The organism is Novosphingobium umbonatum, from assembly GCF_004005905.1.
Classification (GTDB): domain Bacteria; phylum Pseudomonadota; class Alphaproteobacteria; order Sphingomonadales; family Sphingomonadaceae; genus Novosphingobium; species Novosphingobium umbonatum.
Window position 1 is genome coordinate 214513 of sequence record NZ_SACO01000005.1, and the last position, 12001, is coordinate 226513.

General features: G+C 64.3%; 11 protein-coding genes. 7 read left to right on the forward strand and 4 right to left on the reverse strand.

Going from position 1 to position 12001, the window contains the following annotated elements; all coding sequences use genetic code 11:
* The first annotated feature begins 37 nt into the window (after positions 1 to 37).
* Positions 38 to 1027, forward strand: coding sequence for a lysylphosphatidylglycerol synthase domain-containing protein (locus EOE18_RS09110; RefSeq protein ID WP_127708627.1), 990 nt, complete (start codon positions 38 to 40; stop codon positions 1025 to 1027).
* Here EOE18_RS09110 and EOE18_RS09115 read toward each other — a convergent pair.
* From EOE18_RS09115 to hpnI, 4 genes are read right to left on the reverse strand one after another with little or no spacing between them, the layout of a single operon-like run.
* The gene (locus EOE18_RS09115) at positions 933 to 1886 is read right to left on the reverse strand and encodes an MlaA family lipoprotein (RefSeq protein WP_127708630.1); all 954 of its coding nucleotides are present in this window, start codon (positions 1884 to 1886) and stop codon (positions 933 to 935) included. The two genes, EOE18_RS09110 and EOE18_RS09115, sit on opposite strands and share 95 nt — an antisense overlap.
* Positions 1883 to 2695 (reverse strand): hopanoid biosynthesis-associated protein HpnK, encoded by an 813-nt coding sequence (gene hpnK / locus EOE18_RS09120; RefSeq protein ID WP_127708633.1) that lies wholly within the window; start codon positions 2693 to 2695, stop codon positions 1883 to 1885. The genes EOE18_RS09115 and hpnK overlap by 4 nt, the downstream gene beginning before the upstream one ends.
* A gap of 1 nt (position 2696) precedes the next feature.
* On the reverse strand, positions 2697 to 4142 hold the full coding sequence (gene hpnJ, locus EOE18_RS09125; RefSeq protein WP_127708636.1) for a hopanoid biosynthesis associated radical SAM protein HpnJ: 1446 nt from the start codon (positions 4140 to 4142) through the stop codon (positions 2697 to 2699).
* Positions 4139 to 5305 (reverse strand): bacteriohopanetetrol glucosamine biosynthesis glycosyltransferase HpnI, encoded by a 1167-nt coding sequence (gene hpnI, locus EOE18_RS09130; RefSeq protein WP_246027349.1) that lies wholly within the window; start codon positions 5303 to 5305, stop codon positions 4139 to 4141. The genes hpnJ and hpnI overlap by 4 nt, the downstream gene beginning before the upstream one ends.
* A 54-nt stretch (positions 5306 to 5359) precedes the next feature.
* Between hpnI and hpnA the strand changes: the two genes are divergently transcribed.
* The 6 genes from hpnA to EOE18_RS09160 are packed head-to-tail and all read left to right on the forward strand — an operon-like array spanning position 5360 to position 11997.
* Complete coding sequence (hpnA, locus tag EOE18_RS09135) at positions 5360 to 6355, forward strand: hopanoid-associated sugar epimerase (RefSeq protein WP_127708642.1); 996 nt, start codon at positions 5360 to 5362, stop codon at positions 6353 to 6355.
* The gene (gene hpnC / locus EOE18_RS09140) at positions 6352 to 7242 is read left to right on the forward strand and encodes a squalene synthase HpnC (protein ID WP_127708646.1); all 891 of its coding nucleotides are present in this window, start codon (positions 6352 to 6354) and stop codon (positions 7240 to 7242) included. Before hpnA ends, hpnC begins: the two co-directional genes overlap by 4 nt.
* A gap of 3 nt (positions 7243 to 7245) precedes the next feature.
* Entirely contained in the window at positions 7246 to 8124 is an 879-nt protein-coding gene (hpnD, locus tag EOE18_RS09145; protein ID WP_127708649.1) for a presqualene diphosphate synthase HpnD, read from the forward strand.
* A complete protein-coding gene (gene hpnE / locus EOE18_RS09150; protein WP_127708652.1) occupies positions 8121 to 9398 on the forward strand; it encodes a hydroxysqualene dehydroxylase HpnE in 1278 nt (425 codons plus the stop codon). The genes hpnD and hpnE overlap by 4 nt, the downstream gene beginning before the upstream one ends.
* Entirely contained in the window at positions 9395 to 11332 is a 1938-nt protein-coding gene (shc, locus tag EOE18_RS09155; protein ID WP_127708655.1) for a squalene--hopene cyclase, read from the forward strand. The genes hpnE and shc overlap by 4 nt, the downstream gene beginning before the upstream one ends.
* A complete protein-coding gene (locus tag EOE18_RS09160) occupies positions 11320 to 11997 on the forward strand; it encodes a phosphorylase family protein (RefSeq protein WP_164852716.1) in 678 nt (225 codons plus the stop codon). The genes shc and EOE18_RS09160 overlap by 13 nt, the downstream gene beginning before the upstream one ends.
* Positions 11998 to 12001: the final 4 nt, after the last annotated feature.

The following is a 12001-nucleotide window of genomic DNA, read 5'->3' on the forward strand; positions in this document are numbered from 1 at the left end:
AATTGAACCAAGGGCGAGGGCCGTCTAGGGCAGGGCCATGCTGGCTAAAAACTCCCCGCGTCCCTGGGCACCGATTGTGGCGCCTGCCTTGCTGCTGCTGGTGCTGATCGGTGCGGTGGCGGGCAATGGCGGCTTGCGGCAGATGCTGGTGCAGGCCTGGGGGCGGATGGACCCTTGGGCGGTGGCGGCGGTGCTGCCGGTGCAGTTTCTGGCGATCCTGCTCTGCACGGCGGCGCAACAGACGCTGAAAGTCGGCATACCGTTCCGCTATAGTCTGGTGGCGCGCATGGTGCGTGACGCCGCGCATAATCTGCTGATCTTTCCCCCCGGTCTGGGCGAGGTGGTGGGCGCGCGCATGGTGGTCCTGCTGGGCGGGCGGGGGCGGGCGGCGATTGCCTTGCGTGCTCTGGACATGAGCGCGGAAATTCTGGCCGAGATCCCCTATCTGCTGTTTGCAGGCTGGGTGCTTTGGACATGGTGGCGCGGTGGAGGCGATATGTCGGCGGCGCGGCAGGGGCTGCCGCAGGGGTCTTTGGCGGTCGCGGCTCTGTTGCTGCTGGCTTTGGGCTGGGCGGTATGGCGCTGGCTGCGGGGCAGCGGATTTTGGGCGCGTTTTTGGCATGGGCGCCAGGGGCGGCGGCTGCGGGCGGAATGGCATTTGATGCGGCGCGAATTGGCGCGGCAGAAAACCGGCATGCCTTTGGCGATTGGCCTGCATTTTCTGGCATGGGGCCTGTCGGCGGTGCAAATGTGGGTGGCGGGGCAAGTGCTGGGCTTTCACCTCTCGCTATTTGCCGCGCTGGCGGTTGAGAGCGCGGCGACATCGGCGCGGGTGGTGTTGTTTTTCATCCCCGGCGGGCTGGTGATGCAGGAGGCAGGCGCGGTGGTGGCAGGGGCCGCCATGGGGCTGGCCGCGCCGCAAGCCTTGGCGCTCAGTCTGGTGTTGCGCCTGCGGGATGTGGTGTTTGGTCTGGCGCTGCTGGGTTGGCCGGTGCTGGAATATCGGGTGCGTCGGCGGGGGATTTAGGCGCCTTGGCCTCGGGGTCTTCCAACGGATCGTCCAGAGCTGGGACCTGCGCGGGCACGCCATCCTTGGCTTTGAGCGCGGCAATCTCTGCCTCGCGGTTTTGCAAATAGGCCGAGCGCAGCGCCGCATAAGGATCAACCGACTGTTTTTTCAGCGCCACCAGCGCAGGTTCGGCCCTCGCCCTTTCGTCCACGCCGTTTACCGCGGCGATGATCTGGCTATATTTGCCCAGCTTCAGCTTGCGCCGGAAAATCGACTTCTTGCTGCTGGGATGCAACACAAAGCCCAGCACGCGCGGCTGGCTGAAATAATCCCCCGCCGCGCCCGCCATATCGCGCAAAGTGGTGGGGCCCAGAATCGGCAGATAGACATAGGGGCCAGCCTTCCACCCATAATAACCCAGCGTATCGGCAAAGCCATTGTCGCGGTCGGGGATGTTGAAAGGCTTGCGCTTGGCAATGTCGAACAGGCCGCCGATGCCCAAAGTGGTGTTGATCACAATGCGCGCCGTGGTGCGCAGCGCGCGGCGGGGGCGCAATTGCAAGATGTCGTTGAACACGCCCACCGGTTGAAACAAATTGTTGATCGCATTGCGCGCCCCATCGCGCAAAGGTTCGGGCACGGCGTTGAGATAGACAATGGCCACGGGGCGGATCAGAAAGCGGTCAAAGGGCTGGCTGATCGCATAGCTGATGCGGTTGAGCCCTTCGAGCGGGTCGCTGTCATGGCGCGGGGCGGGGGGGCTGGATTCGCTGGCCGGAGCGGGGCTGGCCGGTGCGGGGGGCGGTTCTGCGGCCTGCTCCGGTGCAGCCTGTGCCAAAGCCACGGCGAGCAGCGGGGAGAGGAGCGCCGCGCTCATGCAGCCATTCCCGCAAAGTGGGCGAAGGGGCCGCGTTCGATGGTGGACGCCAAAGCGATCACCGCCGGATCGGTCAGAGCAGCCAGTTCCTCGGTATAAAGATAGCCGCTGGCGCTGCCCGCATAGGCATTGGCGGTGGCGGGATGGGTGTAAAGCTCGGTCAGGCCAGCGGGCAGGGATCTTAGTGCGGCCTGCATGCGTTGCGGGGTGAAGGCCCCTGTCTCGGCCAGACCGATCACCGTATCATTGGTGACCATCCCCTGCGCGCGCCAATGCCGCGCCAACAGCCGCGCCCACCATGCCAGCATACCGCCCTTGGCCTGCGCCGGCATGCGGATGGCGCTTAGGCCATAGCGCTTGGCCTCCGCTATGATGGCCGAGGCGATCATCGGGTGCAGATGGAAATGCTTATGCGCGTTGACATGGTCCAGCGGCAGGCCCGTGGCGGCAAAGGCTGCAAATTGCGCGGCAACCTCGGCCTGCATTTGCGCGCGGGCTGCGGGGGAGAAAGCTATGGCCAAAGCCGTGCGCAGCATCGAGGCGTGAAAGCGCCCGTCCGGCCCCACCAAGGCGGGCACCTGATCGGGCGGCAAGATCGGCGCGCCATCGGCCAGCACAATATGCAGCCCTACGCCCAGTTCGGGCATGGTCCGCGCCCGCTCCACAGCATCCTCCGCCGCGGCCCCGCCCACCATCAGGCTGGCGGCAGTCAGAATGCCATGGCGATGGGCGCGCTCCACCGCTTCGTTCACCGCCAGCGCGGCGCCGAAATCATCGGCAGTGACCACGAGGCGGGGAGGCTGGCTCAAATCAGGCGGCTTCCTTGCGGCGGCGCAGGAAGTCGAAGAACTCCACCCCCTCGCGCAGGCGACGTTTCAACATGTCCCAATCGCGCAGCATCTCGCCCACAATCGCCCCGATCTTGCGCGGGCGGAAATAGAAGCGTTTGTAGAATTCCTCCACCTTGTCGAAAATCACGCTGGAGTGGAGATGGGGATAGGATAGCTGGGCAATCTGGTTGCCGCCATCATCCAGCAAATGATCGCCGCCATCAAACCAGCCATTCTCGGTCGCCTGTTTGAACAGGAACGTGCCCGGATAGGGCGCGGCAAGGCTGACCTGAATCGTATGCGGGTTGATGTCGATGGCATAGCGCATGGTTTCCTCGATCGTGTCGAGCGTTTCGCCGGGCAGGCCAAGGATGAAAGTGCCATGGATGACAATGCCCAGCTCGTGGCAATCCTTGGTGAATTGCCGCGCCACATCCACGCGCAGACCCTTTTTGATATTATGCAGGATCTGCTGGTTGCCACTTTCATAGCCCACCAGCAACAGGCGCAGGCCATGGGCTTTCAAAACCTCCAGCACGTTGCGCGGCACATTGGCCTTGGCATTGCAGCTCCAGGACACGGGAAAGCCCGCTTTGCCAAAGCCCAGTTCGCCCAGCGCCTGCGCAAGTTCCATCACGCGGTCGTGATTGTCGGTCAGCGTGTCATCGTCAAAGAAGATCTCCTTGGTCTGGGGGATCTCTTTCAGAATATAGCGCACTTCCTCCACCACCTTGGCCACCGAGCGGAAGCGGTAGCGATGGCCGGAAATGGTCTGCGGCCACAGGCAGAAGGTGCAGCGGCTTTTGCAGCCCCGTCCGGTATAAAAGGACACATAGGGGTGGCGCAGATAGCCGCCGAAGTAATTCTCGATTTTCAGATCACGCTTGTAGACGGGCGAGACCATCGGCAGCGCGTCCATATCCTCGATGGTCGCGCGGTCTTTGTTGCGCACCAGTGATCCATCGCCCGCGCGCCATGTGATGCCGTCTACCTCGGCCAAGGGCTTGCCCTGCGCGATCTCCAGCAGCGTATATTCATAATCCTCGCGCGCGACGAAATCCACCGCGGCGCTGGCTTGCAGGCTTTGTTCGGGTTCCACCGCCACCTTGGCGCCCACCATGCCGATCATGATTGCGGGGTTGCGCGCGCGGATCAGTTCGGCGGTTTGCACATCCTGCCGGAAAGAAGGCGTGGACGTATGCAGGATCACCAGATCGCGCTGGTCAAATTCGGCGGCAATATCGTCCCAGCCAAGATCATGCGCGGGCGCGTCGATCAGCTTGCTGCCCTCGATCATCGCGGCGGGTTGGGCCAGCCATGTGGGATACCAGAAGCTTTTGACCTCGCGCTTCATCTGGTAACGCGCCCCCGCGCCGCCGTCATAGCCATCGAACGAGGGGCCTTGCAGGAAAAGGGTGCGCTTCATTCGTCTCTCGCCACTGGAGTCGCCTGTCTCGCCTCGGTGCTGGCGATGCGGCCATGGGGTTGGATAGTAAGCGCTTCTCCACGCCAATCAACGTTGCGCGCGATCAGGCTGCCGCAAAATACCGCAAAGGCGAAAAGATCCGCCGCAGGCAGCAGCCACAGCGGCAGGCGCACCGGTGACAGCCGCGCCACCCGCCAGCCCAGCACCAGCCTGAACGCCAGCGTGGCCAGCAACAAGGCTCCCCCCGCAGGCGGCGCGACCAAGGCGGCGAGCAAGGACAAAGGCAGCGCATGGGTGATCAGCGAGCCATAATGGCCCGCCCCCGCCAGATCGCGCACAGTTACGGCCCAGCGAAGATGTTGTCGCCATAGCGCCTTGGCCGAACCTTCTGCCCCCGCATGTACCAGCAACATCGGCGGCACATCCACCCGCAGCCCCGATTCGCGCACCGCCGCGCCTATCGCGTGATCATCGGCCAGCACATCGGTAAAGGAGGCAAAGCCGCCGATCTCGTCCAGCACATCGCGGCGCAGGGCGATGGTCGAGCCCATGCAGGGTTGCGCCATGCCGGTGGACAGGCCCACCACCATATTGGGCATGGTGTGCAGCGAGATGATCACCGCGCCCAGCTTGCTCCAGAAACCGGCATCGCCCCGCCCGACATAGAGGCAGGACACCGCCCCCACGCCCGGTTGGTCCAAGGCTGCGCTGATGCGGGAGAGATAGTCCGGCCCCACCACCATATCGCTGTCGGACAGAACCAGCGTATCATGCTGCACCATTTGCATCATCGCCGCCAGATTGCCCATTTTCCCATTGGCACCGGGTAGGCGAGGCCCACGATGCAGGGCGATGTCATGCTGGGGATGGGTGGCGATCAGGGCTTGGGCAACCGGCACCGCGGCATCGGACCGGCTGTTGGTGCCGCAGACCATTTGCACAGGGCCAGTATAATCCTGCGCCAGAAAGCTGGCGAGATTTTCGCCCAGACGCGGCTCATCGCCATAGAGCGGTTTGAGGATCGAAAGCGGCGGGGCGGATCGTTCACCGGCCAAGGGGCGCGCAAAGAACGCCCGCAAAGCCACCAGCGCCAGCACTTGATAGGCCAGCCCGGCACCTGCCAGCGCGATGGCCAGTTGTGCGGCAAGTTGCGCTAAATCCATGGGCATACTCTCTAGCCGCTTTGCACAAGCAGCAAAAGCTTTTAGCATGGTCGGGTGGATCAAGGCATCACTCTCGTCACCGGTGTAGCGGGTTTTCTGGGCAGTGCGCTGGCCAGAGGGCTGGCGGCACGCGGGGCGCGTCTGCGCGGGTTGGTGCGGGGGACTTCCTCACGGGTCAATTTGCAGGATTTTCCGGGCGAGTTGGTCGAGGCGGACCTGCGCGATGCCGCCGGGGTGGAGCGCGCCATGGCGGGGGTGGAGGTGCTCTATCACGCGGCGGCGGACTATCGCCTCTGGGCGCGGGACGGGCAGGAGATCATCCGCAACAACCGGCAAATGACGCAAGTGGTGATGCAGGCCGCCTTGGCCGCAGGCGTTCGCCGTGTGGTCTATACGTCCAGCGTGGCCACCTTGCGCCCCTTGGCAGGCGGTGTGGCGGATGAAACGCGCCCCGCCAGCGAGGAGCAGGCGGTGGGCGTCTATAAACGCTCCAAAGTGGTGGCCGAAAAGCTGGTGGAGGAGATGGTGGCCAAGGCGGGCCTGCCCGCGGTGATCGTCAATCCCTCTACGCCCATCGGCCCGCGCGATGTGAAGCCCACGCCCACGGGCCGCATTGTGGTGGAGGCCGCGCAGGGGCGGATGCCTGCCTTTGTCGATACAGGGCTCAATCTGGTGCATGTCGATGATGTGGCGCGCGGCCATTGGCTGGCGGCGGAGCGCGGGGTGATCGGGCGGCGCTATATTCTGGGCGGGCAGGATGTGACCTTGGGTCAGATGTTGGCCGACATTGCCGCGCTGACCGGCAGGCGCGCGCCGAGAGTCCGGTTGCCGGCGGGGCCATTGCAGCCCTTGGCATGGGCGGCAGAAGGCTGGGGCTGGCTGAGCGGGCGGGAACCTTTCGTCACGCGGGACGCTTTGGCCATGGCGCGCCACCACATGTATTTCTCCAGCGCGCGGGCGCAGGCCGAACTGGGCTATAGCGCGCGGCCCTATCAACAGGCTTTGGCCAATGCGGTGGACTGGTTTCGCGCGCAGGGGATGATCGCATGAGCGCCTCACAGGACCAAGATGCCATTGCCGCGCTGCAATCGGGCAAGGACGAGGGGCAGGAGAATTTCCCCGTCGCCTCATGGCTGGTGCGCCCCGATGCCAGAGCGCCGGTGATGGCCTATTACCGCTTTGCCCGTGCCGCCGATGATATTGCCGATCATCCCGAGGCCACGCCGGAAGAAAAACTACGCCTGCTGGCCGCCATGCGGGGCGGTTTGGAAGGGGATGGGCCGCAAGAGGCGATGGAGTTGGGCGCGGTCTGCCGTTCACGCGGGATTGATCTGGCCCATGCCCATGATTTGCTGGAGGCTTTTGAACAGGATTGCCGCGTCAACCGCTATCAGGATTGGGACAGCCTCATCGCCTATTGCGCCAAATCGGCCATGCCGGTGGGCCGCTATGTGCTGGACGTCCATGGGGAGGATCGCGCGCTCTGGCCGATGAATGATGCTTTATGTGCCGCCTTGCAGATCATCAACCACCTGCAGGATTGCCGCAAGGATTACCGGAGCATCGATCGCGTCTATATCCCATGGCCAATGCTGGTCCATGCCGGTTTGGGGGTGGAGGCCTTGGGGGCGGAGCGGTCCGATCCGGCGTTGCTGTCTATCATCCGCGATCTGACGCGCCGCACGCAGGGTCTTTTGGCGCAGGCGGAAGGCTTTGCCGATGCGATTGTTGATACGCGGCTGTCCTGCGAAGTGGCGGTGATCCACCATCTGGCGCAAGATCTGTGTAAGCTCTTGCTGCAACACGATCCTTTGTGCGAAAGCGTGCATCATACCAAGGGGCAGGCGGCAAGGCTGGCCTTGGGCGCGGTGCTGGGGCAGGCGGCCCGTCGCTTTTTCGGCAATCGCTTGTTTGGCAAAAGTATCGGCAGGGTTTGACGCATGACCTATTCCACGCTTCCCCTGTCCGATTTTGGGCCTGATGGCGGGCAATGCCTCCCACAGGGGCTGCGCGCCAAAGTGGCGGGCAGCAGTTTCTACGCTGGCATGCGTATCCTGCCAAAGGCCGAGCGCGAGGCCATGTTCGCCATCTATGGCTTTTGCCGCATCGTCGACGATATTGCCGATGATCAACAGGCGCCGCGCGATCAACGCGAGGCGATGCTGGCGGCATGGCGGGGCTGGATCGGCGCGCTTTATCTTGGCGGGGATGCGGGGCAGGCGGGCTTTCTGGCCCCTGCCATTCGTTCATTTGCGCTGGAGGAGGCCGATTTTCTGGCAGTGATTGATGGCATGCAGATGGATGTGGATGCCGATTTGCGCTGGCCCGATTTCGCCACGCTGGACCTTTACTGCGACCGCGTGGCCAGCGCGGTGGGGCGGCTGTCGGTCAATGTGTTTGGCATGGAGCGCGGGGCAGGGGTAAAGCTGGCCCATCATCTGGGCCGCGCTTTACAATTCACCAACATTCTGCGCGATATTGACGAGGATGCCGCGATCGGCCGCGTCTATCTGCCACGGGAAGCTTTGACACAGGCAGGCATTACCCCCAGCACGCCGCAAGCCTTGGTGCAGGACCCCGGTGTCGATACGGCGGCGCGCTGGCTGGCCCCGCGCGCGCAGATGCATTTTATCGAGGCAGGGGCTTTGCTGGCTTCCCGCCCCAAAGGCCAATTGATCGCCCCGCGCCTGATGGAAGAGGCCTATTCCCGCCTGTTGACCCAGATGATGGCGCAAGGCTGGCATGCACCGCGCCGCCGGTTGCGCACCTCCAAATGGCGTCTGGCTTTGTCGGCGCTGCGGCATCTGGTGGCCGGATGACGCGCTTTCGCCGTGCGGAGGTTGTCGGTGCCGGGCTGGCTGGATTGGGCGTGGCCGTGGAACTGGCGGCAAACGGCATAGAGGTAGCCCTGTCCGAAGCAGGGCCGCGCGCGGGCGGGCGATGCCGGTCCTATTATGATCCGCAACTGGGTCTGACGATTGATAATGGCAACCATCTGGTGCTGGCAGGCAATCCGGCTGTGGCGCGGTTCCGCGCCCGCGTGGGGGCTGATGCGCCTTTGGCGGGGCCGGACCATGCCGATTTCGCCTTTGCCGATCTGGCCACGGGCCAGCGCTGGTGCCTGCGGATCAATGATGGGCCGCTGCCGTGGTGGGTGCTGGTGCCCTCGCGCCGAGTGCCCGATACGCGGGTTGCCGATTATCTACCGCTGGGCCGTTTGCTGCGCGGGCGGGTGGATCAGCGTATTGGCGATCTGGTCCGCCCGCAAGGCGCGGTGTGGGACAAGATGCTGCGCCCGATCCTGCTGGCCGCGCTCAACACCGAACCGGCGGATTCCAGCGCGGGCCTCTGCGCTGCCGTTCTGGCCGAGACTTTGGCCAAGGGCGGGCGGGCCAGTGCGCCGCGTGTGGCGGTGCCCGATCTGGCCAGCGCCTTTATCGATCCGGCGCTGGCTTGGTTGGCGGGGCGCGGGGTGGAAATGGCCTATGGGCGGCGCTTGCGCGGGGTGCGTTGCGAGGGTGATCACGTCAGCGCGCTGGAATGGAGCGATGGGTTACAGGCCATTGCGCCGGACGAGGCGGTGGTGCTGGCCGTGCCGGCATGGGTGGCGGCGGATCTCTTGCCTGACTTGACCGTGCCGACCGACCATCGCGCCATTCTCAACGCCCATTTTGCCTGCCCCCCGCCGCAGGGCGCGCCCGCCATGCTGGGGCTGTTGGGATGCACCAGCGAATGGGTATTCACCCATCCTGACCGTATTTCCGTCACCATTTCCGGCGCGGATCGCTTGATGGACCATGGGCGGGAGGACTTGGCGCATCTGATCTGGGGCGAGGTTTGCGCGGCGTTGGAGATGGGCACCCAACCCATGCCGCCTTGGCAGATCGTGAAGGAAAAGCGCGCCACCTTTGCCGCCACGCCGGAGCAGGACGCGCTACGCCCGCCAACCGCCACGCGCTGGCGCAATCTGTTTCTGGCGGGGGATTGGGTGCAGACCGGCTTGCCCGCCACCATCGAGGGCGCCTTGCGCAGCGGCGATAATGCGGCAAGACAGATACTTGGCAAGCCATTGCAATATAGGGTGAAACGATGAGTGAGGCCGTGGACAAAGCGCAGCTGGAGGCCAGCCTGCAACGCGCCACGCAGGCGCTGCTGAACGAGCAGCGCGCCGATGGCCATTTCCTTTATGAACTGGAGGCCGATGCCACCATCCCCGCCGAATATATCCTGCTGCGCCATTTCCTTGGCGAGCCGGTGGATGGGGTGCTGGAGGGCAAGATCGGCACCTATCTGCGGCGCATCCAGTCGGGCGTGCATGATGGCTGGCCGCTCTATGATGGCGGGGCTTTTGATATTTCGGCCAGCGTGAAGGCCTATTTCGCGCTGAAGATGATCGGCGATGATACCGAGGCCCCGCATATGGCACGGGCGCGAGCGGCGATCCTGCAGGCTGGCGGGGCGGAGGCGGTGAATGTGTTCACCCGCATCCAACTGGCCCTGTTTGGGGCTGGCCCGTGGGAGACGGTTCCGACCATCCCGCCCGAACTGATTCTTGCCCCGCGCTGGTTCCCTGTCCATCTGCTGAAAATGAGCTATTGGGCGCGCACGGTGGTGGTGCCCTTGCTGGTGCTTTGCGCTTTGAAACCTGTGGCGCGCAATCCGCGCGGCGTTTTGGTGCCTGAACTCTACACCGGCATTCCGCAAAAGCTGACCAGTCAGGCCGAGCATGTCCATCCGCTGTGGAAGGCCGGTTTTGAAGCGCTGGACCGCATCCTTAAACGCATGGAAGGCAAATGGCCGCACCGCATGCGCCAGCGCGCGATCCAGATGTGCCATGACTGGGTGGTCGAACGCCTGAATGGCGAGGATGGGCTGGGCGCGATCTATCCGGCCATGGCCAATGCGGTGATGATGTTTGCCGCGCTGGGTGTCGAGGAGGACCATCCCCACCGCGCCATCGCCCGCGTGGCGCTGGACAGGCTGCTGGTGGTGAAGGAGCATGAGGCCTATTGCCAGCCCTGCGTCTCGCCGGTGTGGGATACGGCCTTGGCTGCTCATGCCCTGCTGGAAGTAGGCAGCGTTGAGGCGCAAGCCGCCGCCCATGAAGCGCTTGATTGGCTGGCCCCGCGCCAGATTACCCAAGTGGTCGGCGATTGGGCCGAGCAGCGCCCTGATGTGGCGCCCGGTGGCTGGGCGTTTCAGTATAGTAATGATTATTACCCCGATCTGGACGACACCGCCGTGGTGGCCATGGCCATGCACCGCGCATCGGACCAACGCGGGGGCAAGGACGAGGCTGCGGTCGATCGGGCCGCGCAATGGTGCCTTGGATTGCAAGGCCATGATGGCGGTTTTGCCGCCTTTGATGCCGACAATGTGGCGCATTATCTGAACAACCTGCCCTTTGCCGACCATGGCGCCTTGCTGGACCCGCCCACGGCGGATGTGTCGGCGCGGGTGGTGTCCATGCTGGCGCAATTGGGCGAGCCTTTGGATAGTCCGCGCATGCAGGCGGCCTTGCGCTGGCTGGAAAAGGAGCAGGAGCCCGAAGGCAGCTGGTTTGGCCGCTGGGGGGTCAACCATGTCTATGGCACATGGTCGGTGCTTTGCGCACTGGGGCGGGCGGGGATCGCTGTGGAACATCCGATGGTGGCCCGCGCGGTGGCTTGGTTGAAACTGGTGCAGAATGCGGATGGCGGCTGGGGCGAAAGCTGCGATTCCTATGCGCTGGATAGCAAGGGGCATCAGACCTTCATCTCCACCGCCTGCCAGACAGCATGGGCCTGCCTTGGCCTGATGGCGGTGGGACAGGCGCGCAGCGAGGCGGTGGCGCGTGGCATGGCATGGCTGGTGGCGCATCAGCGCGAGGACGGGCTATGGGGGCAGGAAGCCTATACGGGCGGCGGTTTCCCCCGCGTGTTCTATCTGCGCTATCACGGTTATCCGCGCTATTTCCCGCTATGGGCCATGGCCCGCTATCGCCGCATGGTGCAGGGCAATCAGGAGCGGCCCGAATGGGGTATGTAAAGAACGGGCCGGTGCTGGTGGTGACCGGTACTTTGCGCGAGGCTGCGCTGATTTCGGGCGAGGGGATCGAGGTTTTGGCCGGTGGCAGCGATCCGCAGCGTTTGCAGGCGGAGCTGGAGGCGATGGCGCCCTATGTGGCGGGCATCATTAGTTTCGGCATGTGCGGGGCGATTGACCACACGCTGAAGCTGGGCGATTTCGTGATTGGCAAAAGGGTTTCTGGGGCTTTCCACGCCAAATGCGACGAGCGCTGGGTGAGCGCCTTGAAGCAGGCGCTGCCATTGGCGTGGTGTGGTTCGATCTATGCCGATGGCCATATGCTGGCGCTGCAAAGGGATAAGGCGGTACAGGCTTGGATGAGCGCGGCTTTGGCCGCCGACATGGAAAGCCATCTGGCCGCGCGGGTCGCGGCGGAACATGATCTGCCCTTTGTGGTGCTGCGCTGTGTGTCTGATCGCGCCGAGGTGGACCTGCCGCCTGCGGTAACGGTGATGATGGCGCCCGATGGCGGAGTGGATGTCGGGGCGGTGGCGCGCTCGGTATGGGAACAGCCCGCACAATTGCGCGAATTGGCGGGCACACTGGCAGGCTTTGCCAAGGCGTTCCAGATGTTGAGCAGCGGCACCAAAAAGCTGCGCGGCAGGCTGGCTTTCGACCAGCGATAACCGC

Excerpts from the sequence above, each read along its gene's own strand:
- EOE18_RS09110 (WP_127708627.1), top strand. The coding sequence starts at position 38 with ATGCTGGCTAAAAACTCCCCGCGTCCCTGGGCACCGATTGTGGCGCCT.
- EOE18_RS09115 (WP_127708630.1), bottom strand. The coding sequence starts at position 1,886 with ATGAGCGCGGCGCTCCTCTCCCCGCTGCTCGCCGTGGCTTTGGCACAG.
- hpnJ (WP_127708636.1), bottom strand. The coding sequence starts at position 4,142 with ATGAAGCGCACCCTTTTCCTGCAAGGCCCCTCGTTCGATGGCTATGAC.
- hpnI (WP_246027349.1), bottom strand. The coding sequence starts at position 5,305 with ATGGATTTAGCGCAACTTGCCGCACAACTGGCCATCGCGCTGGCAGGT.
- hpnC (WP_127708646.1), top strand. The coding sequence starts at position 6,352 with ATGAGCGCCTCACAGGACCAAGATGCCATTGCCGCGCTGCAATCGGGC.
- hpnD (WP_127708649.1), top strand. The coding sequence starts at position 7,246 with ATGACCTATTCCACGCTTCCCCTGTCCGATTTTGGGCCTGATGGCGGG.
- hpnE (WP_127708652.1), top strand. The coding sequence starts at position 8,121 with ATGACGCGCTTTCGCCGTGCGGAGGTTGTCGGTGCCGGGCTGGCTGGA.
- shc (WP_127708655.1), top strand. The coding sequence starts at position 9,395 with ATGAGTGAGGCCGTGGACAAAGCGCAGCTGGAGGCCAGCCTGCAACGC.
- EOE18_RS09160 (WP_164852716.1), top strand. The coding sequence starts at position 11,320 with ATGGGGTATGTAAAGAACGGGCCGGTGCTGGTGGTGACCGGTACTTTG.